Consider the following 24,918-nt stretch of genomic DNA (forward strand, 5'->3'; position numbering starts at 1 on the left):
GGGGTGGTGCTGAGCTAATCTGGGCTGCCAGCGGACCTCAAGCTTTCGAAACTATTGGGATAATTTGTCTTTGATTTGTTTAATGTGGTGGGCGTCATGTTTGACGAATATCTTTGTGAAGCTTTCGGCTGAAAAGGCACGTTTACCTTCTCCTATGTGAAAGCGAGCGGACGGTTCTATTTTAGTTAAAGCGTTGACAAGCTCTTCTCTCGTTGCCATAAACATTTCAATTAATTCGTAACTAGATTTATTTTCTACGGATCGTAATGTTTTTTCATTAAATGAATCGTGGTCCGGAAACACTGATAAGCTCGCTTGGTTTTCCATGTTGGGAACCATAGTATCTAAATTGAACTGATCCCAGCCATAAAGGTGGGCGACAATTTCTCGAATTGACCATTTCCCTTCTTTAATAGGTGCCTCTAATCTTTCGGCTTGTTCTTCTTTAAGAGGGAGCACTTCTGTTATCATTTCTTTAAAGTGTTTGAACGTCTTATTCATACATTTCTCCTCTTTAGTCATTTACTATTATCTTACCATTCTACCCACAACAAATACAAGAACAAATGTTCCTATTGTTGTTTTATGTCCTTGACTACCTTTGCAGGATTTCCCGCTACTACTACATGATCTGGTACATCCTTGGTTACAACAGCTCCTGAAGCAACAACAACATGATCGCCAATTGTAACGCCTGGATTAATCGTTGCATGACCACCAATCCACACTTTATTGCCTATTTTCACAGGCTTCCCAAATTCAAGTCCGGATGCCCGCTCAATCGGATCTAACGGATGCGTGGCGGTGTAAATGTGAACACCAGGCCCAAGTAGGCAATCATCGCCGATAACAATTTCACAAACATCAAGGAATACACATTCAAAGTTGGCATAAAAGTTTTCACCAACATGTAGATTAAATCCATAATCAACGCGAAGGTTTGGCTCAATATTAATTTGGTTTTTAAAAGAACCTAACAGTGTATGTAAAATGTCTCGACGTTCCTGTTCTTCTGTTTCTCTCGTATCATTATAATACCTAGCTAATTTACGTGCTTTTAAACGCTCATGTGTTAATTCTTGATCCAAGGCATTATACAACTCTCCAGCAATCATTTTTTCCTTTTCTGTTTTCATCATCTCATCACCTTTTTATTAACTTTCATCTAACCTTTTCGAATAGATTGGTAATTGTTTAAAACCCAACCCTTGATAAATAGGTTCTGCTGATTCACTCGACCAAAGCCTAGAGCTTTGACAACCATTTGCTTGATGCCACTCTAACACTTCTTTAACTAATTGTCTCGCTAGCCCTCTTCCCCGATAGTCAGGTTTTGTATAGACGCTGACAACCCAACCTGCTAGCGATGGCTTGGATGCCAAGGGGTACAGATACTCACTCCAAAGGACACCCCCTGCACAGGCAACGATCTCTCCATACTCATTTAAGGCGACTCGAAATAGTAACTGCTCTGAACGATATAATTCAACAAAACGTTCATAAACAGCTTGTTTGCGTGATTCGTCTGGATCATCTCTATTCGCAGCTCTATTCATTTCAATAATCATATCCAACCAAAAATCACTCAAAGTTGTCAATTCCTCAAACACGGCTTCTCTCGTTGTTAACATTCATGGCCTCCTAAGATAAATGACTCTAGTTCATTATATCTGAAATATCTGATTATATCTCATTTTGGGTTGGAGAATTTTGATGTTCTTAATGAAAGTCGATTAGCCACCTCTTCATGGTTTAGACCGCTTCCATATCTTTTAATACGTCAAAATAGGCTCAAGTATGGCTTCTTTAAAGAACACAACTAACTCGAATCAAAAACCACACCGCGGTTGGTGTGGTTTTTGATTCATAATGGAATTAATTGTGATTGTTTTTGTATACATTGGTATAATTAGGTTTATTCAGATAAGGTTTTTATCTATTTGGTCACTATTTAATGCTTGTTCTATTAATGCTATCTCATCCATTAAGGAGGAAATTAATCCCTCGTCAGCTGTTTGCTGAACCATTCTTTCTAACATGAGCTTATCCCTTACAAGAAGAAATACTTCCTCATGACCTAGCATATTCAACTCTCCTTAACTTGCATGCTTACATTAAAAAGCATCCCCCATCCTTACTTCTTTTAAACATAGATGAGAAAATAATGAAGCACTTCTTAGAGCTGTTAGAGAATTTTATGGTCGCCACCATGATTGGACGATCTCTATCGCTTGTTGAAAGGAATATCCCTGCCCTAATAAATAACCGATAGCAACCGCTTCTGTTAATGCATGCTCATAACCTACGACCTGAACATCTTCAAAACCATATAAAATAGCAGGATAAACGGCAGATAATGTTCTTTGAGCCTCGACTGTATTCTGAAAATGATTGGGCGAAAACCAATTCACCGATTGTACGGGTGTATAAGGAGCCATAACCTGTCTATTATCGGTTCGATACTGTTTCATTCACTCACCCTCTTCATATCTTGTTTCTAGATACTTATGAGCTAATTCACTAAAACAATACTCTTTTCTAACACAAAAAAACCGCTATATAGCACAAAAGGCTATTCAAAGCGGGTTGTCTATTTTCCAAATTATGTAATTTGTTTTAGGCACTTGTACATTAAATAGCTTAACAAATTTTTAAATATAAGTCTATATTTTTTTTGACATATTGTAGACAATAGAGAGAGCTAAAAAAGGAGGATTTGAGATGGAATTAAGAACCGAGGAACAAATATTAGAACAAAAACTACGTATCATTAGAAAGCAGTATGACGAACTTTGTCAGATAGAGCCTTACCATGGAGATGATTTTAGTTTACAGGTTATTGATGCAAGTAGAGAAAGGCAGCTTGAGGCAATCAAGCGTGCTTACAATGATCCTTACTTTGGACGTTTAGACTTTAAAGCATTTGATGAAGAGCAACTGAAATCTTATTATATTGGCAAAACAGGAGTAACAAATGAAGAAAATAGTCAACTTGTGATTATTGACTGGCGTGCCCCTGTATCTAGTTTATTTTACGCTTTTTCCGGAAGTGAGGATGATGTCTATTATGATTCTCCAGATGGTTTTATTGATGGCGAGATTCATTTAAAGCGTAATATCGTCGTTCGTAATCAAAAGGTGCAACGTGTCGTAGATAACTATTTGAAAGGGCAAGCGGAAATTAGTGGAGGAGATGCGTTTCTACTCCATAAACTTGGGGAGCAAAAAGATAATCGTTTACGTGACATTGTTTCAACTATTCAAGGAGAACAAAACGAAATCATTCGTCATCGTCAAAGTGATGCTGTTATCATTCAAGGAGTTGCCGGAAGTGGAAAAACAACAGTAGCTCTTCATCGCCTTGCTTATTTACTTTATGAATATCGCGAAAAGATTCGTGCCGAGAAAATGATCATCTTTGCCCCAAATACGGTTTTCCTAGACTACATCTCAAGTGTACTTCCTGAGCTCGGTGTTGGTGACATTCAACAAACTACTTTTTCGACATGGGCGTTAAATACCTTAGACGATGACAGATTAAAATTGCAATCTATGAACAAACGACGGCGTGATTATTTTGAGGGAACGACCAAGCAACAAAATCATCGTTCAAGCAAAATTGATTTAGATTTTAAAAAGAAGGTTGAAGCAAAAGTCCAGCAATTCGCCATGGATTGGATTCCAGAAGAAGACTTTGAACCTTGGCCGGGTGTTATATTTTCTCATCAAACGTTATTACAATGGTTTGAACATGACTTTAAAGATAGCCCTGCTATGACAAAGTACGAGCGGACAAGAGCTCGTTTGAAAAGGTGGATCGAAATAGAAGTAAAACGTTTTGATGATAAAAAAGAACAACAAACAGCAAAGAAACAAGCGAACACACTCCTTCGTCATTATTTACGTAAATGGAAAAACAGAAAACCGTACGATCTGTATATCCAAATTTTAAAAGACACGCATGTTGCCGTTGCAGATACAAACCATCCTTTCACACTTGAATTCGAGGACTTAGCACCCTTACTTCACATTCAACAGCTTTGGTATGGACTTGAAAAAGATAAACGTTTCGACCACGTTGTTATTGACGAAGCTCAGGATTTCTCACCATACCAGCTTTCTGTTTTAAAAGAACGGACAAGAGGACAGAGCTTTACAATCTTAGGCGATCTTTCCCAAGGGATTCATAGCCAAGAAGGGATTTCAGATTGGCAAACATTTGTTGATATATTAGACTCACAAAAAACAGCTTATTTTGAGATGGAAAAAAGCTACCGTTCCACTTATGAAATCATTGAATTCTCCAATAAAATTCTTAAAAGCCTAGAAAAGCCTGCTCTATTAGCCAAGCCTGTTTTTCGTAGTGGTGAAGACGTGCATATACAAAAAGTGAACGAGTCAGAGGAACTCATTCAAATTATCGACTGGATTCAAACGATGCAAACAAAAGAGATGAATACGATCACACTCATTACGAGAAACGAAGCCGATACGAAATTTTATTATGAGAAACTTAACCAAACGATCCCTGATTTATCACTTGTTTCCTATGAAGATCAAACATATCATGGCGGTATCTCCATCCTCCCTGTATATGTTGCAAAAGGATTAGAGTTCGACGCCGTATTAATTTTAGGTGCAGATGAAGAGAACTACCCACACGAAACTTTAGCGACAAAACTTTTATATGTAGCTTGTACGCGTGCTTTACATCATCTTCGTTTATTTTACAAGCAAACCGTTACACCACTTTTATCAAATTAATATCCAAACCAGCTACCCCACTCTAGGTAGCTGGTTTGTTCGTTTTTTATCATAGATACGTGAATACCTCTTTATTGTTTTCAATGCGGAGTATTTATATTTACACAGCATTGATTGCTCTTTTTATAGACCCATTGCTGCGTATTTCCATTTGCTCCGCATTGAATCTTCTTCTCATTATCAAAAATTATTAAAATCTGATTTTTCCAACTTCATTTACGTAATTGACAAATATTAGCCACTTTCCTTATAGTAATGATAGAGCTAACGACTAATGGTGGAGGTTAAAATGGAGGACGTCTATAAAGAACTGCAAAAACTTGGCTTTTCAAAGTATGAATGTAAGGCCTACATAAGCTTGTTACGTCATTCTCCTGTTACGGGTTACGAAATAAGTAAACGTTCAGGTGTTCCTCGTTCGATGATTTACGAGGTCGTTGGTAAGCTCGTAGATAAAGGGGCTGTTTATACGGTTCCATCGGATCCTGTTACATACGCACCATTACCTGCCAAAGAATTACTTACTAGGATGCGTGTAAATTTTCAAGAGTCTTTTGATTACCTAGAACAACAGCTTGGTTCACTGGAAATTGAACAAGAGGTTGATGTCATTCATCGTATTAGCTCAGATGATAATGTCTTAGCGGAGATGATTGATTTAATCAACAAAGCAGAGGATGAATTATGGTTATCCCTATGGAGTCCTCAAGTAACGCCAATCCTTGAAGATGTTGAGAGACGTCTTAATGATGGGTTGGATGTGTATTCACTCATTTTCGGTGCACCTCAAACTGAATTAGGTGTAACGATTCACCATGATTATATGGAGCCTGAAATTGCCGAAGAACGAGTAAGTGGACATTTAACCATTGTTGTACGCGATCAAAAAGAGGTTGTCATTGCTAACTTTGTACCAGATACAAGCGCTTGGGCAATTAAATCAACGGACCCAGCCCTGATCTTAGTGGCATTAGAATATATTCGACATGATATGATGTACTCGAAATTAACCCAAGAAGTTGGCCCTGAAAGAGCCGCTTCCCTTTGGAAAGAGAACAAAGATCTTTATCGTGTTGTTACCGGTAAACGGTTCATGTAAGGATGAACCGTATTTTCTTACAAAAAAACTTAGACGTTATAAGACTAACTACTTTAATACAGTGAAGCATGTATAATTATGTACTAAAACAGATTAAGACGTAAAGGGGAATGAATCATGGGGATGGCTAATGCACACATCAAGGAAATAATAAATAACGATATTGAAATGAATGCCTTGAATGGTGCAAAGGCTAGTATCCCAACTGTAATGGGTTATACAAGCGTTGGTATTGCAGCCGGACTCGTTGGCGTCGCTTCTAACTTAAGTCCCTTAGAGATTACACTGTTTGCGATATTTATGTATGGTGGTGCATCGCAATTCATTATTTATGGCTTGTTGGCAGCAGCAACTCCACTTGCTGCGATTGTGTTTACGACCTTTATCGTAAATCTACGTCACTTTTTGCTTTGCTTATCATTGGCACCACACTTCAAAGATTTTTCTATGAAAAAAAACATCCTTATCGGTGCCTTTGTTACAGATGAAAGCTTTGGAGTAGCCGCTAATCAACGGGCAAGAGGTTATAAACTCACACCAAACTGGATGTACGGGCTGAATTTCAGTGCTTATGCAACTTGGGTTTTAGCATGTCTCACAGGTTCTGTCTTAGCCAAGTGGATTGCCAACCCAGAAGCACTAGGACTTGATTACGCTTTAACAGCGATGTTTATCGCTTTACTTATCTTACAGCTTCAATCGGTTGCATCTGACAAATTAAAGCATCATCTCTCACTAGTTATTTATATGATTATTGCGATGCTCATCTTGATGACGATGATGCCTTCACATATCGCATTAATTGTTGCAACAATTATCGTGGCAACGATAGGGGTGGTGACAGAAAAATGACGCTAAGTACATCGATTCTTTTACTAATCATTGGCTGTGCACTCGTTACGTTAATCCCAAGAATTTTACCTTTTATTTTCATAAAAAAATTACAGCTGCCAGAGCCTTTTCTTAAATGGTTATCGTTTATCCCTGTCTGTATTTTAACAGCACTCGTTATTCAAAGTGTTATTCATGTCGATGACACGGGCTTTGTGATGGACCAAACTGTCATGATCGTACTCATCCCAACTATAGCCGTTGCGATATTCTCTAAAAGTTTGTCGATAACGGTCATTACCGGAGTTGCGTTAATGGCTGTCACTCGGATGTTTTTCTCGTAAAAAATCACCGCACTTTTTCGTGTGGTGATTTTTTACGTAAAGTCGGTCGCTATCTATTTATATTGAACGATCTATTTCCTTTAATTCTAAATGAAATTGCCCGACTTCACCCTCTTTGTACAGGTTAGTGAACGAGGTGGAATAATTATGAATGCTCACTTTCATATGCAAGCTCTCATCAGGTATAACTAATTCAAATTGATTCTGATAAAGCAAGGTGGTCACGCTATGATAATCCTCATGTGTCACATTAAAATCAAGAATCACAACTTTTAAACCTTTATCAAGCCCTAACTGATAAGAGGAAATAACTAACTCATAATCATTAAGTTTAACAAGCATCGACTTCCTCCTCTCCTATTTTTCCGCTGGTAAATCAAAGGCTTGGGCAAGTAATTCGTATGCACGATGTCTCGATTGCTTCTCGGTTAATACATTTAAAATCATGACCTCATCAACCAAAGCCGCCTCTGCCAGCTCTCTGAGTTCCTTTTCTACTTTTTCAATCGAACCTATGACAAATTTCCCTTTATTGTCTTGTCTCACCGCTGCCTCTACGTCTGAATAAACATGGGCATTGGCTTCCTCTAAAGATGGTGGTGGTAATACAAATTGCCCCGTTCCCCAACGGACCCATTGTAATTCAGCAGGTGCCGCTAGATATTGGGCCTCTTCATCTGTATCAGCCGTAATTACCATTAACGCTAAGATACTTTTTGGTTCCTTCATAAAGCTCGAAGGTTGGAATGTTTCTCTGTACATGCGTAACATTGGGACAGCCAAATGGGAAGAGATGTGGGCAGCAAAAGCAAAACCGAGCCCTTTTTCAGCAGCAAACTGCAACCCTCCATTACTTGAACCAAGCATATAGATAGTTGGAGAAAAAGAACGATCAGGTGATGCTGTAATATCTTTGAAGGGATTTTGTTCTGAAAAATCACCACTGAAATAATTTAATAACTCATCAAGGTTTTCAGGGAAATCATAAGTCGTTACAGCTTCACGTGAACGTCTTAAAGCTAATGCAGTTAATCCATCAGTACCTGGTGCACGACCAATCCCTAAATCAATTCTCCCCGGATGTAACCCCTCTAATATCGAAAAATGCTCGGCCACTTTTAATGGACTATGATTAGGTAACATCACTCCTCCTGAACCTATGTTAATTCTACTAGTCAATGCTGCAGCATGCGCACTTAACAATTCTGGCGATGTACTCATTTGGTATTTTGTATTATGATGCTCCGCAAACCAGTACCGCTCATACCCTAAACGATCGGCTAATTGTACAAGCTCTGTTGAATGTTGTAAAGCTTGTGCCGGTGTTTCACCGTTATACATCGTGACTAAATCTAATATAGAAAGCTTCATTGGTTCCTTATTCACACTTCTCTTCCTTTCTCACATAATCAGATAAAACGTTTTCAATGTTATACGTTCATTTTATCGATTCTTATCAACAAAAAGCAAAGCAGGTGCTCATGTATATGCGACATGTTCAATATTCTAATAATTATGTATACTAGTGGAATAGCTCTATACATTTACGATTAGAAGGAATGAGAAAATGAACATGATAATTCGTTTAGCAACTATGGCTGACATCGAGCAATTAGCTGACGTTCATGTCAAGAGTTGGCACAGTACATATACAGGACTAACCGATCAGCAATTTGCTCATATTCTTACCTATGATTCTGCTAAAGCTAGGTTCATACAGAAATTAGAAGAAGACAACGTTGATATATTTGTAGCAGAAAAGGAAACAAAGGCGATGATCGGTTTTGTTATTATAGGTCCACAAAGATACGATGTTGATTTTTCTGGAGAAATTTATGCTTTATATTTATTAGAAGAATATCAGGGTAAAGGCATTGGAAAGAGTCTTTTTATGACGGGTGTCCAACAATTAAAAGATTACGGCTATCAGTCTTTTTCTCTATTATTTATAAAGGATAATAAGCCTGCCCAAAGCTTTTATGACTATTTAGGTGGTCATGAGATTAAAAGAAGTACATTTGACATTAACGGTGTGACGTATGAAGATATCTTCTACGGATGGGATAGTACAGAACAGTTTCTTAAGCAACACGCACATAAAACGGTCATGGACTAATTGCCACGACCGTTTTTTGACTAATTTTTCACTTCATCACTTGCCTCTAACTGCTTCACTAAATTTTCTTTTAAAATCTGACATTGTTCAGGTAATGTTTTCTCAAGAAGGCTATCTATCATACCAGCCATCATCCCTTTACCCATCATTTCTAGTTGGAAGTTAAGCTCTCCCTGCTCCTCATTTACCTGTGTTCCATGATAAGTCGCATTTCCAACTATTCCTTCCTTTTTAGCTTTTAAGGAGAAATGCATCGCTGAAGGCTCGATGCATTCAGTTTGAGTAACCTCAAATTCAACCTCTCTTGAAAACATTCCTGCCTCTACCTTAATCGTCCATAACGATACGAGTTCATCTACTTGCTCAAATGCTATAAAACCAGGCATTGCCTCTGCCCAGTTACGACTATCAGAAATCACTTTCCAAGCACCTTCTAACGAATTTTGCACATGTGCTGATTCTTTCACAACTTTCATACATTTACCCCTCTCATCATGACTATTTTCTTCTATCATAACGAATAGTGACAGAATTTTCTAGTAACTACTGTAGAGGATTCTCATGTCGTTGCTTTTTCGGATACAATTTGTAGAGTTTATGAGCTGATAGGTACTTTTTTATATAATTGTAATGGCACTTCAATCAAATTCGATACTGTATTAGAAGTGCATGATCAAGAAGTATGCAAGAACCAAAGCGAACAGAAGAAGAAAGGGTGGCTGTGCTCCTCCGGCGAATCCGGTTAGCTTAACGCCCACCATTCTAAGAGCGATCTTCGAAAGAAAGAACGTACACCTTAGAGTAACTTTAATACAAAACTTCCATGATGACTTGCCGCAGCAACTCATCATGGAAGTTGGTTTTTTCCCTTTAATTGGTGGCTTTTCATTCAATAACCGTTTGACGATTCTCACACTTTTCCGTAGCCCTGCCACTTTTTGGGTGTTGCCCACACGGGATTTCCCAAAAAGATTCAGCGCACCACACAAACAGCCACCACCAACAAAGATGAAAGTAGTGTTAGTTCTTTGACTGGTGGAATTTTATTCACTTGGCTTTTGTTACTTTTCATTCAATTATTTTGTATGAGAAACTCACGAACCAAGAAGCCTGAACAAACCCGAGCGGAGGGAATGGGGAGGCCGACTCCTGCAGGAGGAGAGGGCAGGCTGAGATCCACTTGCGATAGCAAGTTAGCTCAGCGCCCGCCTGCGGAAAGCGTGCCCCCCATTCCCGGAGCGATTTTCGAAGGAGAGCACTTGAGCTTTAGCCAACTTTCATACAAAAACTATTCCCTTAATCCATTCCTAAACAGCTTTAAATTCCTTGGACCTCCAGTAAATCACCATGGCAAGCATAAAACCGACGAGCCCGAAACTGAATAACACGTGTTGAATACTAATACCAAATGAGACTAATCCAGTGACTATCCCATATGACATCGGGTCAAAGCCATTCATCGCTAGGAAAATTAAACTCATTACACGCCCCATTATACGGGCTTCTGTTTGTTCTTGAGCAACCGTAAAAAACGGAACATATACAAACACCATTGAAAAACCAATAAAGAAGAGTAAGACTGTTAGCCAACCCAAATGCCCTGTCACACTAAATAATAGGAACAAAAGTAAAGCAGCGAACAATCCATATAAAGCCGTTCTACCGCGGTGAGACTTTAATGTATACACACTAAGTAATAAACTACCCGAAAGCATACCAATTCCTAAACTCGCTTCCATATAACTGAGGTTTAATGGTGTGCCCCCAAAAACATCCACTAATAGTGGAATGGCGATATGCAATGCACCAAAAACGAAAAAGTTTAATGTAATTAATACTAAAATTCCTACTAAAAGAAATCTCGAATTCTTGACATAAGCAATCCCCTCTTTTAGATCTGTCCACGGAGTCTGCTTCATTTTCTCTTCGTCATCCTCTTCCTTAATAAATGGCGGGAAAACAAAGATAGCCGATATGAACACTAAAATCGTCGCTACCAAAAAGCTTCCCGCTATAGAAAAGAACTCCATCATTAAGCCAGCTAAGATGGGTCCAATTACAAAAGATATCTGATCAGCACCTTGGAAAATCGCATTTGCTTTTTGTAAGAACTCTTTTGGAACAATTTTAGGAATCAAAGCAGAGCTTGTCGGACCAAAAAATGCATCTAGTACACCGAATAAGCCAGCAATAATAAGTAACATATAAAATTCCAACTGGTTGTTAAAGACAAGTAAAAATAAGACTAACAATAATAACCCTTGGACAAAGTTTGTGACAAACATGATCGTTGTTTTCTTATATTTATCAGCAACTATACCACCAAATACCATCGCTAAAAGTCTTGGAATGGTCGCTGTCATTAATATAATTCCCACCGCACTCGGTGAACCAATCTCACTAATGGCATACCAAGAAACGGTTGTTAAGAACATACTAAATCCAACAACAGCAAAAATACCCGCCACTAGTAGCAAAATAAAAATACGACTCTTTCTTAATTTATATGATGGTTGATTATTCATTTTTATCACCTCTTTTTTATAGACCGACCCGTCAGTCTATTGTATACTTTATAATATGTATTATAATCATGTCAATGGAAAGCTTCCGAAAGGGTGAAAAGCATTGAAAGATATGATGATGAAGGACATTATTATGGAAGTAGCAAGAGATTTATTTATTCAAAAAGGTTATAATGCTACATCTATGGGAGAAGTAGTCAAACAATCAAATAGTAGTAAAGGAACACTTTATTATCATTTCACGAATAAAGAGGCTCTATTCTTAGAGATTTTAAACGAAGAAGAAAATCAGTTATTTTCCTTTTGGGAAAAAGAGCGGGAAAAATGCACGACTAACTACGAGAGATTTCAAAGATTTGCTGAATTGGCATCACTCGACGAATTTCCATACCCTCTGCGTTTAGCAGTATCAGAGTTTTATTTAATTGAGCACGAAACCGAGTTAATCAATGCAAAAATGAGGGAAATCGATTTACGTTATGTCAAAACGTATAAAGAAATCTTACAAGCAGGTAACGAGGAACAAGAATGGTTAATCGAAGATATCGAAACCATCAGTGAAATTGCCTCAGCTACCTTTCTTGGGCTCGATATATTTGGACACCACACCGATCAACAAAAACGGAAATTTTTGTTGGAGCGTTATATTCATCTATTTATCAAAGGCTGCAATACCCTAGACAAGTAAGATCCATTCCAAAAAGATTCAGCACACCGTACAAACAGCCAGTACGAACAAAAAAGAGAGAGTCATTACTCATCTACATTAGTATCCAAAATCCAAGTGTTCTTGTACCTTAGCCAAGATCGCTTGGCTAAAGGTACAAAAACAAAAGCCAAGGAGTCAACTTTTGTGAGCATTAGCTTCAAATTTCATACCAAACGAACATGGTGAATCCTGATTCACTTTGCCACCAACAAAGATAAAAGTAGTGGCTACTTATTAAACATCTGGTACGTGTACAACCCCATCACCATCAGGAGTCGCAATCAGTCCACCTTCAAACAACAAAAGCCAGCAACACTCAACTCAAGTTCAGCGTCACCGACTCCTATAACCGAAAAAGTAAATACTTTCCGACTCTACCATACCCTATTTAAGCTTTCGACTTTTTCCCATCCTCTAGAATAACTAGTAAAAGGAATAATAAAAAGGCTACAACTAATGCCATCCCACCAGCAATATAAAACGCCAACGTAACACCATCAGGTAATCCAAACGGGTTCATATTATAGAACCACATACCCATCGTCAAACCAATCGCACCCACTACACCCGTAATCGTTTGCCAGTTCGATAAAGTCTTTCTTTTAGGCTGATACACTTTATAATACATACTCCACGCAAACAAGGTTAACCAACCTACTAACGAAACATGAGCATGAATTGGTCGAAAGGCGTAAGAGCCTGCCCCTGACATATGTGCCCCTAAACCAACACCAATAATTCCAAATATCGCCGAAAAGATGAGTAATATTTTTGCATGATTCATATCTATTTCCTCCTATTAAAAAATTTTTTATAATGTGTCATCATCCCTATTCAAAGCCAGTTTACACACTGTTTATGAACGGAGCATGAACAAAGGGTGACAATATTTTGAGGGCATTAAGTCATGGGTAGTAAAACGCGGATGGTTGTACCTACCCCTTTTTCCGAAATGACCTCCAAAGAACCTTCATGTAAACCCACTACCTTTTTTACAATCGCTAAACCTAATCCAGATCCTTCTATTTCCTTCGTTCTAGACGGATCAGCTCGATAAAAGCGTTCAAACATGCGTGCTTTTTCTATTTCTGTTAAACCAATACCTGTATCAAATATTTCAAAAACAACCCAATCTTCTTTTTGTGTAAGTGAAATAACCACCTCTCCTGCATCTTGATTATATTTAATTGCATTGGAAACCAAGTTATCCCAAACACTCATAAGCATTGGCCTATCGCCAACATAATCAATATCTTCTATTTCATAATGTGCAAAAATACCTCTTTCCGAAAGCTTCCATTGATAACCTTTTAACACGACTAATATTTGTTCTTTTAATGAAAACTCCTCACGCGAACGCGGTTTATCCAAATCATGCAGCGTACTTAACACAAGCAGCTGTGAAGACATACTAGAAAGGCGCTCCGTTTCTTGTTTGATGACTTCCATATAGTGTTGTTTTTCCTCATGGGCAAGGTTGTCGTTTTCAAGTAAAGTTAAATACCCCTTCATATTCGAAAGTGGTGACTGAATATCATGAGAAATCGAAGAAATAAACTCATTGCGCATCGTCTCCGCTTGACTGAGTTTTTGGGTCATCGTTTCAAAGCTTGTCGCAAGCTCACCGATTTCATCATTTCTTTTCCAATCAAGTTCTACATCAAAATGTCCTCTCTGAATTCGTTTGGTTGCATCATTTAAGCTAGAAAGAGGTCGAATTAAGTAACGAGCCAAAATAAGCTCAAGGATCAAACTAAACACAATCGTAAATCCAAGTAACCAGGCAAATAAATAATGCATCTCATTAAAATGAAGCTTGATATCTGGCCGCAAGAAAAACGCATAGGTCATCCCATTATGTTGAATAGGAACCCCAATACTATTTATTAATTCATTAGCAAAAAAACCAGTAACAAACGTTTCGCTCGGAAACTCCGCCATTCCATGAAAAACATGACCGTCTAGCACATATTGTATGGTGGAACGCTCGATCGCATCATCACGAAATGCTTCGCCAAAATGCCAACTATCACCATTTTCTGCTACTAACCTAAGTTGGTATCCTGTCTGCGCTAAATAAGATAATGACTGTTGAAGGTCCTCTTGTTGACTCACATGTTTTGCAACACCTCTTGCAATCTCTGTATATTTATTGTTATTTTCCTCTTTTAAAAAATGTTGATAGTACACATTGGATAAGAAAAAAGCTAATAAACCACTTATCACCATAATGCTAAGGGTGAAGACAACAAATGAAGCATATAAAGATTTCATTTTTGCTTCACCTCAAGCGAGTAACCCACACCTCTAATCGTTTTCAGACGAAACTGATCGGTTATTTTTGAAAACCTTTCTCTGAGCCTTTTAATATGTACATCAATCGTCCTTTCATTGCCGTTGTACTCTATGCCCCAAACTTTTTCAATAAGCTGATCCCTCGTTAAAACCTTTTCATAATTAGCAGCTAACACATACAGTAACTCAAATTCCTTTAATGGCAGCATAAGTATTTTATTACCGACTTTTACTTCATAGCTCTCTTTATTAATTTGCAGCGGGCCAAGCTCAATGATACGCTCTGAGTAGGAACCAGCACGTCGTAATAAAGCTTTTAATCGAAAAAGTAGCTCCTTTAACTCAAACGGCTTGACCATATAATCGTCCGCTCCTAATGCAAAGCCTTTTTCTTTATCCTCAAGCTGTCCTTTCGCCGTCAACATAATCACAGGCACGTCGCGTTTCTGTTGCTCACGTATTTCGCGTATCAACTGATATCCATCCAGCTCAGGCATCATGATATCAATAATAATCGCTTGAACGTCATATTTCTCTAGCTGCGTAATCGCATCAGCTCCATGATGAGCTTGATAAACTTGATAATGATGTTCGGCCAAAAAACGAGTCACTAACTCTCGCAAATGTTGATCATCATCCACAACTAAAATTGACTGCATGAACATCCCCCCTACACAAAATCCATAAACTCATTGTAGCCGAGCTTCTAAAGAGAAACAAACCCTTAAAACCCCATACACGAGAAACCTGACAGTTACTCAACCATTGTGAGGCAGTAACTACACGATAAACCTCTTTCATGTCACTTACTCACCCATAGCACCGTAGTATCTACACGAAAACGCTCTTTCATGTCAGTTACTCAGCCCCCATGCGGCAGTAATTCCCGATAAAACCGCACTTACAGAAAAATCTAGCCAAAAAATCACGACTCTATCGAGTTAAACGCAAAGCTCTCACTTCAATACCAGCAAGTCAATCCCCGCACTAGCTCACACCCACCAGACTTCCACGCAAAAAAGAACCCTCTAATTAAAGAGAGTTCTTTCCTTAATATAGTCACTATTAAATGACTGCTACTTTGTTTAAAGCTTCTTCAACTGTTACTAACTCATAACCTAAGTCACGGGCAACGGCTGGATATGTCACAGCACCATTCGCAACATTAAGACCTAATGCTAATGCCGCATTTTCAGTTACTGCTTTCTCCACACCTTTATTAGCAATCTGAAGAGCATAAGGAATTGTTACATTTGTTAAACCTAATGTAGAAGTACGCGCTACCGCACCAGGCATATTCGCAACCGCATAGTGAACAACACCGTGCTTCACATATGTTGGGTTATCATGAGTAGTAATCGCATCAGCCGTTTCAATGATACCACCTTGGTCAACAGCAACGTCAACAACGACAGAACCAGGTGCCATTGATTTAATCATTTCTTCTGTAACAAGCTTAGGTGCTTTTGCTCCTGGGATTAATACAGCACCGATAACTAAATCAGACTCTTGAACTGCTTGAGCAATATTCATTGGGTTAGACATTAACGTCGTAATGCTATTTCCAAAGATGTCGTCTAATTGACGAAGACGATCTGCACTTAAGTCGATCATCGTTACGTCCGCACCAAGACCTACAGCAATTTTCGCTGCGTTTGTTCCAACTACTCCACCACCGATAATCGTTACTTTACCACGCTTTACTCCCGGGATACCAGAAAGAAGGATTCCTTTTCCGCCTTTTGGTTTCTCTAGGAATTGAGCACCAACTTGAGATGCCATACGACCTGCAACCTCACTCATTGGCGTTAATAATGGAAGTGTACGATTCACTTCTACAGTTTCATAAGCAATCGCAATAACACCGCTCTCAACTAAAGCTTTTGCAAGCTCAGGCTCAGCAGCTAAGTGTAAGTAAGTGAATAAAATTAATCCTTTACGGAAATAACCATACTCTGAGCTTAATGGCTCTTTTACTTTCATAATCATGTCAGACTTTGCCCAAACATCTGCTGCTGCAGGGATAATTGTCGCACCAGCTTCAGCGTATGCCACATCCTCAAAGCCACTTCCTAAACCAGCGTTTTGCTCAACAAGTACTTCATGTCCTGAATTCTTTAATGAAACAACACCTGCTGGCGTAATTGCCACACGGTTTTCATTATTTTTAATTTCCTTTGGAATACCAATAATCATATATGCCATCCTCCTAAAAGGTAATAATTAATCTATACACCTAGTATAAGATGGCCGATCTCATTTCCGCATTGTGATTACGTTTAAAATTGTAAGCGTTTATTTGTGAAATTTCACAAAAGCATTATTTTTGCTGTCTTTTTAATTTTAAATCCAAATAAAGCCCTAGCTTTTGTACAGGGTCCTTTAAATTAATTGACGTTATTTCCTGTATTCGCTTCAACCTATAATTTAATGTATTAACGTGACAGTGTAATTCCTTCGCAGCATCATTGACATTACTATCCTTATCTAACGTCACTTCTAATGACTCCAGTAAATTAGTCTTATTGGCTTTATCATAAAGCTGCAATCGCTCGATTACCGGATTTAATTGCATTCGTTTAATATGTTTTTGTTGTTTGAGGACATCTATATATTTAAAAATACCTAACTCATGATAAAAGTCCATATCCTCTAATTCATCTTGATACACTTGCTTAAGTTCAACGACCTTTAACGCTTCTTCATAACTTGCTTTCACATACTCATATTGTTGATAGGCATATCCACAACCAGAAATAATATCGTCTAGCCCAAACCGTTCTTTTACTTGAACTTTAAACGTCTCGATAAACTCTTTCGCATCATCCAGGTCCTCTTGATTAGAAGGTGAAATTAATAAAATCAACTGATTCTCATCAATCGTTTGAATTAATATATTGATCTTCTGGGTTGTTTTAGCCACATACACTAACTTCTTAGAGAGGTCTTGGTTAATTTCACGAAATGAAAAGACAACAACGGCTAAAGGTCCTGTTGATTGAAACCCGGTTGGCATGAGCTGTTTCGCTATTTGGTTGTGTTCAAAAGCTTCTCCTGTTATTAATTGCCATAATAACTCTTGATGGTTTTTCTCTTTGCGCTTCTTTTGTATATTAAGTTGCAGAAGCTGATTTTTGGCTTTACTCGCAGCGAGCTTTAAGTCTGCCAAGTCATTTTCGTTCAACTTTTTTTCTAATTCTAATATCCATATATATCCTAATACTTCTTGATCCTTTCGAATCGATACAGCAATGCGATTACCTAATCCAATCTCATTAATCTGTGGAATAACTAATGGTTCATTACTCGTATTTAACTTCGGAATAACGCCTTCCTTCCAAAATTTATTAATGACACGCTCTGGAACTCTTCTTCCAATAATGGTGGCAATTCTTGCTTCATCTGTTCTATCATCATGTGAACTATAGGCAAGCAAATGGTGATTCGAATCCTCTAATGTGACCGGACATTGAAATCTATCACTCACTGCATCAACAAAATCCTCCAAAGAATCAAAAGGCCGATTAAATGTATGTTGATTCGATTTGGCCATCTCTTATTCTCCTTTTATCCTAAATCTCTATTTTGAAAAAATTGTAATTGTGAACAAAATAATTCTTTTCTGATAATTAATTTACGCTTATATTGCATGTTATTATAGCACAGTTAAAATTTTTAATGACAGCTTTAGAAATTAAGGAGTGTAAATTGCATGAACATCTTAGATATTCTAGACTCAATTAATGCAGTCTTATGGGGACCTCCTAGCCTTATATTATTATTTGGGACAGGTCTATTCTTAACCTTCCTTCTAAAAGGAGTTCAATTCAGACGATTAAAATATGCCTTTAAATTGGCGTTTTCTAGAGAAGGAAATAGTGCCGATTCCGGTGATGGTGACATTAGTAATTTTAAAGCCCTAATGACAACGCTTGCAGGTACAATTGGTATCGGAAACATTGCTGGTGTTGCAACCGCTGTTACATTAGGTGGTCCAGGAGCTATTTTCTGGATGTGGGTAGTTGGTTTGTTAGGTATGGCTACTAAGTATGCCGAAGCCTTATTGGCGATGAAATACCGCGTAAAAAATAGCAATGGTGAATTTTCATCTGGTCCGATGTATTACATAGAGCGTGGCCTTGGAAGTAAATTTAAGTGGCTAGCTGTTGCCTTTGCATTTTTTGGTGCGTTTGCCGCTTTAGGTATTGGTAATAGTGTACAATCTAATTCAGTTGCCGATGTTGCAAGTGCGAGTTTTGGCGTGCCAGCTTGGGTGACTGGTGTGGTTTTAGTTGTTTTTGTTACTTTCCTTATTTACGGAGGAATTCAAAGAATCAGCTCTGTATCTAGTGTCGTCATTCCAATGATGGCTATCTTTTATATGTTTGGTGCTTTTATCATTATTGTTATTAATTATGATTTAATTATTCCGGCTTTTCAGCTGATTTTCTATCATGCTTTTAACCCTGTTGCGGCTACGGGTGGTTTTGCGGGTATTATTGTCGCTGAGGCCATTCGTAATGGTGTTGCTCGTGGTATCTTCTCCAATGAGGCAGGTCTTGGTACAGCTGCTTTAATTGCAGGTAATGCTAAGGCTGACCACCCTGTTAAACAAGCACTAGTTGCCATGACAGGTACTTTCATTGTAACTATTGTCGTTTGTACATTCACAGGTTTAACCTTAATTATTACAGGATTTTGGGATCAAACAGGTGGCCTAATTTCTGGGATTACTCATGACCCATCCTTAGAAGCTGGTGCTCTAACAGCTGCCGCTTTTGGCTCTCAGCTAGGTATTATTGGTGAATACATTGTATCGATCTCTATCATTCTTTTCGGTTCCACAACGATTATCGGATGGTATGTTTACGGTGAAAAGTGTATTGAATATTTAACGGGCAATAAAGGGATTGCCGTTTATCGAATTATTTATATTCTTGCTTGTTTCCTAGGAACAGTCGTAAGCTTACAAACGGTTTGGGCATTTGCTGACATGGCTAATGCATTAATGATGATTCCAAACTTAATCGGTATCCTTCTCTTATGGAAAGTCATTCGTTCGGAAACAAGTGACTTCTTCCAAAATCATTATAAAGCAGCAAAATAACCGATTTTATATCACTGAATAATCTTCACTCCTCTACACAAACTAGAAAAAATTGTGTTAGAGGAGTGACTTTTTTGCTTTTAGATATATTAAATCAAGTTAATGCTGTATTATGGGGACCACCTAGTTTAATCTTACTTTTTGGTACAGGCATATTCTTAACTTTTATATTAAAAGGTCTTCAATTTCGCCACCTTATTTATGCCTTTAAGCTCGCTTTTAGTAAAGAAGGTAATAACGCCAACTCGGGTGAGGGCGATATTAGTAACTTCAAAACACTAATGACGACACTAACTGCCACGATTGGAATTGGGAATATCGCTGGTGTTGCAACAGGAGTAACGGTCGGTGGACCCGGTGCGATATTTTGGATGTGGCTTGTCGGTTTACTAGGAATGGCCACTAAGTATGCAGAAGCGTTACTTGCCATGAAATATCGAGTTAAAAATAGTAATGGTGAGTTTTCAAGTGGCCCGATGTATTATATTGAAAGAGGGATTGGACAAAAGTGGAAGTGGTTAGCCGTTGCTTTTGCTATTTTTGGAGCTTTTGCCGCTTTAGGAATTGGAAATAGTGTTCAATCCAATTCAGTTGCAGATGTGGCTTTTAAAAGCTTCAATGTCCCACACTGGGTAACAGGCATTGTTTTAGTTGTTTTTGTAAGTGTCATTATCTATGGGGGGATCCAACGAATCAGCACAGTTTCTAGTATCTTTGTTCCGATGATGGCTTTATTTTATATGTTTGGGGCATTGATTATTATCGTTATGAACTATTCCTTAATACTACCGTCTTTTGGTCTTATATTTGAGTATGCTTTTACTCCTATTGCTGCTGTTGGGGGCTTTGCCGGTATTACCGTCGCCCAAGCGATCACGAATGGTGTCGCACGTGGTATTTTCTCAAATGAAGCCGGTCTAGGAACAGCGGCACTCATTGCAGGTGCAGCGAAGGCCGATCATCCAGTCAAACAAGCATTAGTAGCCATGACTGGAACGTTTATTGTCACCATCATTGTCTGTACGATTACCGGACTTGTTCTCCTCATTACCGGCTACTGGGATCAAACAGGTGGTATTCTTTCTGGTGTCGCTCACGATCCTGCCCTTGAGGCCGGGGCTCTAACAGCGGCTGCTTTCGGTTCCGTACTTGGAGTACTTGGTGAATATATCGTTTCAATTTCCATCATACTTTTTGGTGCAACCACGATTGTGGGCTGGTATGTATACGGTGAAAAATGTTTTGAATACTTAGTGAGCACAAGAGGAATTGCCGTATATCGAATTATTTATATTGCTGCCTGCGGTATTGGAACTGTCGCTAATTTAGGTACTGTATGGGCATTTGCAGATGCCGCCAACGCATTAATGATGATTCCAAACTTAATAGGACTTCTGTTACTCTGGAAGGTCATTCGTTCTGAAACCATTGATTTCTTTACGAATCACTACAAGCTAGCAAAAAAATAAATCAATGGATGTACGGCAGAACATAGCCTATTCAGTCAGGGAAATTCTGCTTAGATCCTATCTTTAGAAAAACAGCATTCACCTACTAGAATAAGGTAAATCATCCATGGTGATTTACCTTATTTCCAGTTAGAATGATAAACTTAAGGAGGGATCAATCTTTGACTATGGTATTAAAGCGTAGACAACCCCACAACAAAGGCCCAAAATAATAAGTTAAAGACAATCAGAACGGTTGCACACGTATAAAACGTCATACTTACAAATTTATTGTGTAATATTCCCCTCATCATTTCTCACATCTTTCCTTTTGAAAAGAAGGACCTAGCCTTCTTTATTTTATGCTAATTATACCATGTTAGCTTTTCGCTTGACGTAGAAACCTTTGATATCCCATGAAGGCAAATAATAAGCCAACAGCTGTGTAAATGCCTAAGAGCATAAAGGTCATTCCAAGCGACACATCACTTCCTCCTTCAGACACAGCCGAGATAAGAGATTGATGGGTCCAATAATGAGGCAAAAACTTTCCAACACTTTGCACAGCTTCAGGTAAAAATTCAAATGGCATCCAAAGTCCACCTAAAATAGCACCCGCAAAAGCAATAATTTGTGTAAAAACGAGACCTGTATTTTCTGTCTGAGAAAATACGGAAATTGCAACACCCCAACTGGTCACCATAATGGCTAAGCATAGTGCTAAACCAAAATATAATAATGGATTCAAGAGTTCCAGGCCATAAACAAATATGCCGAACACCGTAAGAATAATCACTTGAACAAAAACAATGACGGTAAAGGGCATTAATTTCCCTAAGAAAAAACGTGTAATTGATAGTGGTGTACTGGCGAGCCTTGCAATGAGACCTTTTTCTCGATCTTTCACAAAACTTATCACAATTGAAATGATAATAAATACGGAAAAGAACACACTAAACCCCGTAATAATTTGATTAACAACCACTTGCTTATCAGGAACATCATTACCAAAGATAAACATAAAACCTACGATAAACACAATCGGTAAAATCACAGTCCAAAAAATTAAAGATCGATCTTGGAGCTGCTTTTTAGCTTCCATTTTGGCAACTGCCCACATCTTAACCCCTCCGTTCTATGCGGATTTATCTCGTAGTTCCGTTCCAGTTAACGTAAAAAAGACATCCTCTAGTCGCGGTTGCATAAGTGATAAGTGACTAGGAACGACCTCCATTGCCTGACACTTTTCCGCTATTTTCTTTAGCTCTTCTAACGGTTGCTCTGTGAGAATGACAGTACCTCCGTCTTTTTTGTACATATTTTCATATGGCAAACTACCTTCTGGTAATTCTGCTTTTATATAAACACCATGTTTCGCATATTTTTTTAATAAATCAATGACCGTCCCATGCTCAACCACTCTTCCTTGATCAATAAAAGCTACCTGGTCGCATAAACTCTCAATCTCTTCCATGTAATGACTTGCATAAATAATGGTTTTCCCCTCATTTTTCAACTTATGAATCAATTCAAAGATATGCCTTCTTGACTGCGGATCAACGCCAACTGTTGGTTCATCTAAGATGATAACCTCAGGTGAATGGAGCAAAGCACATCCGATGTTTAATCTCCTTTTCATTCCTCCAGAAAACGTATGAACTTTATCCTTTTTTCTTTCTAACAAGCCAATGTCTTCAAGAATGACATCGATTCTCTCAGCTAATTCTTTGCCTTTTAGCCCATAGACTTCTCCAAAAAAGCTTAGATTAGACTGGGCTGAGACGGTTTCCTCTAAGCAAATATCTTGTGGCACATAACCTAAAGAAGGTTCTCCATGCTCAAACATACTAACCTTCCCATCATACTCTTTAAGAATACCGGATAATATCTTCATCAAAGTAGATTTCCCAGCACCATTTGGACCAACTAAACCAAAACAAGTACCTGGTTTAATCGTTATACTGACCTGTTCCAATGCTTTTTTCGTTCCATAAGATTTACTCAATCCTTGAATCTCAATCACTACGTACCTCCCCCTCTACATGTCTGACTGTTACTCGATTTCTCATCGCCCAATTTAACAAATTATTCTGAATACCATTCGGATATAACCTCATTAATCTCCAATTAAGCCCTTTTTTACGTTTAATAAGAATTGAGCCTTTTTTAAGGAAGTCGATTTCTGTGATGTCCTGCCGATTAGCCCTTTGATGATAAATGGGCATCCCACATAAAATAATTAAAAATACAAGCCTCTTATCTAGCACATTGAACTGAAATTTCACAAAGAAAAAGCTAATGAGGGCAAGGAGTAAAAGGCTGTACATCCAAATAAAAATAGGGTGACCCATTGGGTACTCATTCCGTAAAGATATGACTTGCAATAACAGCTGTATAGCAACAAGAAAGATTAACACATATATGGGCCAGCCATGATAGTTCGCTTTAAAAGTCAATGAATCACCCCTTTCTATCTAAAAACCTGTTATTTGATCACCACGCTCCACTTGTTGTTCAGCAACAAACTGAATATTTAATGACTGTCCTGCCAGACCACTTTCATCATTGGACACATGATAATGAATATGTGGTTCACTAGAATTGCCGGAGTTGCCAACTAAGCCTAGCAGTTGTCCTGACTCAACCTCATCTCCTTCTTGAACAACAATACTTCCTTCTTTAAAATGAGCAAGTACACTATATTCATCATGTTGGTGTTTAATGATGACATAATTACCTAATGGTTGTTCTGCATTCATTTCGATATTTGGCTGGTTATCATATATGGAATTCTCGATCGAAACAACAATTCCTTCTAAAGGAGCCAGAACTTCCTTTCCAAATACAAAATAATTCTCATTCTCAGTTCCAGATCCCTCGTAAGTAAAACGGTCCTCCACTTGGACAAGATCATAGGCATAACGCTGTGATTCTAACGCATAATGATAATTAACCAGCTCGTTGTGACCACCCCAGAATACAAACATCTCCTCATTGATTGGATACTGATATGTATTTTTAGTCGCAAACTCTGCATCACTAATCTCGTTTGTAATCGGTAATACTTGTAGCCCCTGAATCGTACTTTCTTCGTCAAAATAAACACGAATTCCTTTATCCTTTGTATCACTTAGCCATAATGATTCATCTAAACCTTGAAACGATAAAGACTTAATTTGCTCATATTCATTGACTCCTTCATTCCATTGAATGCCTAAAGATTCAAATTCTCCAAAGCTAACAGCTTCTTGGAACGCTCCACTCGTCTGTCCATAAATACGCTCAAAATCACCTTTTAAAAAAAGTTCACCAAACTGCTCACTTTCAAAACTCATCTCATCATTCCCCTTTTCTTCATCTGTTTTTTCGGTACACGCTGTTGCAACTAAAACAAATCCTAACACAATGAACCACTTTATCCATCTCATCTGATCATTCCTCTCGATTAAGCATTACACTACTGTACGAATTATCTTAAAAGAGGTTTCAATAATCGGATATTTCATAACCTTTTACACATTTAATTTACTCACTTTTAACAAATTATTCATGATTACGTTACAAGCATCGTATACTATTTACATAAGGGAAAAGGACAACCATTAATGGAATATCCGAAGGGCTTAACTCGGAACGAAGATACACAATATAGCAGGGCAGACCAAACCCAATCGACCTAA

The 24,918-nt window shown here is 38.2% G+C and carries 26 protein-coding genes; 8 read left to right on the forward strand and 18 right to left on the reverse strand.

All coding sequences use genetic code 11. The features are described 5' to 3' along the window. Positions 1-51: 51 nt before the first annotated feature. The 5 genes from PQ479_RS07500 to PQ479_RS07520 form a co-directional block, all read right to left on the reverse strand. Positions 52-501 carry a DinB family protein gene (locus tag PQ479_RS07500; RefSeq protein WP_047986821.1) on the reverse strand — a complete coding sequence of 150 codons (450 nt, stop codon included), beginning with the start codon at positions 499-501 and terminating at the stop codon, positions 52-54. A 71-nt stretch (positions 502-572) separates the two neighbouring features. Then, complete coding sequence (locus tag PQ479_RS07505; RefSeq protein WP_047986820.1) at positions 573-1,136, reverse strand: maltose acetyltransferase domain-containing protein; 564 nt, start codon at positions 1,134-1,136, stop codon at positions 573-575. An 18-nt stretch (positions 1,137-1,154) separates the two neighbouring features. Further along, positions 1,155-1,631 (reverse strand): GNAT family N-acetyltransferase, encoded by a 477-nt coding sequence (locus tag PQ479_RS07510; RefSeq protein WP_047986819.1) that lies wholly within the window; start codon positions 1,629-1,631, stop codon positions 1,155-1,157. Between the two features lie 288 nt (positions 1,632-1,919). Further along, entirely contained in the window at positions 1,920-2,084 is a 165-nt protein-coding gene (locus tag PQ479_RS07515; RefSeq protein ID WP_273716895.1) for a hypothetical protein, read from the reverse strand. A gap of 111 nt (positions 2,085-2,195) precedes the next feature. Beyond that, positions 2,196-2,471 (reverse strand): hypothetical protein, encoded by a 276-nt coding sequence (locus tag PQ479_RS07520; protein WP_053070261.1) that lies wholly within the window; start codon positions 2,469-2,471, stop codon positions 2,196-2,198. A gap of 250 nt (positions 2,472-2,721) precedes the next feature. Between PQ479_RS07520 and PQ479_RS07525 the strand changes: the two genes are divergently transcribed. From PQ479_RS07525 to PQ479_RS07540, 4 genes are all read left to right on the forward strand, one after another. Further along, positions 2,722-4,764, forward strand: a complete 2,043-nt coding sequence (locus tag PQ479_RS07525; RefSeq protein WP_047986818.1) for a HelD family protein — start codon at positions 2,722-2,724, stop codon at positions 4,762-4,764. 289 nt (positions 4,765-5,053) lie between these two features. Next, positions 5,054-5,863 carry a TrmB family transcriptional regulator gene (locus tag PQ479_RS07530; protein ID WP_047986817.1) on the forward strand — a complete coding sequence of 270 codons (810 nt, stop codon included), beginning with the start codon at positions 5,054-5,056 and terminating at the stop codon, positions 5,861-5,863. Between the two features lie 123 nt (positions 5,864-5,986). After that, positions 5,987-6,715: an AzlC family ABC transporter permease gene (locus PQ479_RS07535; protein ID WP_047987045.1), complete on the forward strand. Its 729-nt coding sequence runs from the start codon at positions 5,987-5,989 to the stop codon at positions 6,713-6,715. Continuing rightward, positions 6,712-7,038, forward strand: a complete 327-nt coding sequence (locus tag PQ479_RS07540) for an AzlD domain-containing protein (protein ID WP_047986816.1) — start codon at positions 6,712-6,714, stop codon at positions 7,036-7,038. Before PQ479_RS07535 ends, PQ479_RS07540 begins: the two co-directional genes overlap by 4 nt. A gap of 57 nt (positions 7,039-7,095) precedes the next feature. On the opposite strand, the gene PQ479_RS07545 is transcribed toward PQ479_RS07540, so the two are convergent. Continuing rightward, positions 7,096-7,380, reverse strand: coding sequence for a DUF3219 family protein (locus PQ479_RS07545; protein WP_047986815.1), 285 nt, complete (start codon positions 7,378-7,380; stop codon positions 7,096-7,098). 15 nt (positions 7,381-7,395) lie between these two features. Further along, on the reverse strand, positions 7,396-8,424 hold the full coding sequence (locus PQ479_RS07550; protein ID WP_053070260.1) for an LLM class flavin-dependent oxidoreductase: 1,029 nt from the start codon (positions 8,422-8,424) through the stop codon (positions 7,396-7,398). A 181-nt stretch (positions 8,425-8,605) separates the two neighbouring features. On the opposite strand from PQ479_RS07550, the gene PQ479_RS07555 reads away from it, so the two are divergent. Further along, positions 8,606-9,154 carry a GNAT family N-acetyltransferase gene (locus PQ479_RS07555; protein ID WP_047986814.1) on the forward strand — a complete coding sequence of 183 codons (549 nt, stop codon included), beginning with the start codon at positions 8,606-8,608 and terminating at the stop codon, positions 9,152-9,154. A gap of 20 nt (positions 9,155-9,174) precedes the next feature. Here the strand turns inward: PQ479_RS07555 and PQ479_RS07560 are convergent, their stop codons facing one another. Next, positions 9,175-9,630 carry an SRPBCC family protein gene (locus PQ479_RS07560; RefSeq protein WP_053070259.1) on the reverse strand — a complete coding sequence of 152 codons (456 nt, stop codon included), beginning with the start codon at positions 9,628-9,630 and terminating at the stop codon, positions 9,175-9,177. An 831-nt stretch (positions 9,631-10,461) separates the two neighbouring features. Continuing rightward, a complete protein-coding gene (locus tag PQ479_RS07565) occupies positions 10,462-11,679 on the reverse strand; it encodes an MFS transporter (RefSeq protein ID WP_047986812.1) in 1,218 nt (405 codons plus the stop codon). 112 nt (positions 11,680-11,791) lie between these two features. Here PQ479_RS07565 and PQ479_RS07570 point away from each other — a divergent pair, with 112 nt between their 5' ends. Then, positions 11,792-12,367 (forward strand): TetR/AcrR family transcriptional regulator, encoded by a 576-nt coding sequence (locus tag PQ479_RS07570; protein WP_273716932.1) that lies wholly within the window; start codon positions 11,792-11,794, stop codon positions 12,365-12,367. 409 nt (positions 12,368-12,776) lie between these two features. Here PQ479_RS07570 and PQ479_RS07575 read toward each other — a convergent pair whose 3' ends face one another. The 5 genes from PQ479_RS07575 to PQ479_RS07595 form a co-directional block, all read right to left on the reverse strand. Further along, complete coding sequence (locus PQ479_RS07575; protein WP_047986811.1) at positions 12,777-13,172, reverse strand: hypothetical protein; 396 nt, start codon at positions 13,170-13,172, stop codon at positions 12,777-12,779. A 116-nt stretch (positions 13,173-13,288) separates the two neighbouring features. After that, positions 13,289-14,662 carry a sensor histidine kinase gene (locus PQ479_RS07580; protein WP_047986810.1) on the reverse strand — a complete coding sequence of 458 codons (1,374 nt, stop codon included), beginning with the start codon at positions 14,660-14,662 and terminating at the stop codon, positions 13,289-13,291. Beyond that, complete coding sequence (locus PQ479_RS07585; protein WP_047986809.1) at positions 14,659-15,342, reverse strand: response regulator transcription factor; 684 nt, start codon at positions 15,340-15,342, stop codon at positions 14,659-14,661. The genes PQ479_RS07580 and PQ479_RS07585 overlap by 4 nt, the downstream gene beginning before the upstream one ends. 406 nt (positions 15,343-15,748) lie before the next feature. Continuing rightward, the gene (ald, locus tag PQ479_RS07590; protein ID WP_047986808.1) at positions 15,749-16,879 is read right to left on the reverse strand and encodes an alanine dehydrogenase; all 1,131 of its coding nucleotides are present in this window, start codon (positions 16,877-16,879) and stop codon (positions 15,749-15,751) included. A 124-nt stretch (positions 16,880-17,003) separates the two neighbouring features. Further along, positions 17,004-18,236, reverse strand: a complete 1,233-nt coding sequence (locus PQ479_RS07595; protein ID WP_047986807.1) for a PucR family transcriptional regulator — start codon at positions 18,234-18,236, stop codon at positions 17,004-17,006. 159 nt (positions 18,237-18,395) lie between these two features. Between PQ479_RS07595 and PQ479_RS07600 the strand changes: the two genes are divergently transcribed. Together PQ479_RS07600 and PQ479_RS07605 are read left to right on the forward strand one after the other, a co-directional pair. After that, positions 18,396-19,790 (forward strand): alanine/glycine:cation symporter family protein, encoded by a 1,395-nt coding sequence (locus tag PQ479_RS07600; protein WP_047986806.1) that lies wholly within the window; start codon positions 18,396-18,398, stop codon positions 19,788-19,790. Between the two features lie 74 nt (positions 19,791-19,864). Then, positions 19,865-21,259 (forward strand): alanine/glycine:cation symporter family protein, encoded by a 1,395-nt coding sequence (locus tag PQ479_RS07605; protein ID WP_047986805.1) that lies wholly within the window; start codon positions 19,865-19,867, stop codon positions 21,257-21,259. A gap of 358 nt (positions 21,260-21,617) precedes the next feature. Here PQ479_RS07605 and PQ479_RS07610 read toward each other — a convergent pair whose 3' ends face one another. From PQ479_RS07610 to PQ479_RS07625, 4 genes are read right to left on the reverse strand one after another with little or no spacing between them, the layout of a single operon-like run. Continuing rightward, positions 21,618-22,358, reverse strand: a complete 741-nt coding sequence (locus tag PQ479_RS07610) for an ABC transporter permease (RefSeq protein ID WP_047986804.1) — start codon at positions 22,356-22,358, stop codon at positions 21,618-21,620. Between the two features lie 15 nt (positions 22,359-22,373). Continuing rightward, positions 22,374-23,261: an ABC transporter ATP-binding protein gene (locus PQ479_RS07615; protein WP_047986803.1), complete on the reverse strand. Its 888-nt coding sequence runs from the start codon at positions 23,259-23,261 to the stop codon at positions 22,374-22,376. Continuing rightward, positions 23,254-23,694, reverse strand: coding sequence for a hypothetical protein (locus PQ479_RS07620; protein WP_047986802.1), 441 nt, complete (start codon positions 23,692-23,694; stop codon positions 23,254-23,256). The genes PQ479_RS07615 and PQ479_RS07620 overlap by 8 nt, the downstream gene beginning before the upstream one ends. Before the next feature lie 18 nt (positions 23,695-23,712). Beyond that, positions 23,713-24,666 carry a M23 family metallopeptidase gene (locus PQ479_RS07625; RefSeq protein WP_053070257.1) on the reverse strand — a complete coding sequence of 318 codons (954 nt, stop codon included), beginning with the start codon at positions 24,664-24,666 and terminating at the stop codon, positions 23,713-23,715. Positions 24,667-24,918: the final 252 nt, after the last annotated feature.

This window comes from Alkalihalobacillus pseudalcaliphilus (genome assembly GCF_028610675.1).
GTDB classification, from domain to species: Bacteria; Bacillota; Bacilli; order Bacillales; family Bacillaceae_D; genus Alkalihalobacillus; species Alkalihalobacillus pseudalcaliphilus.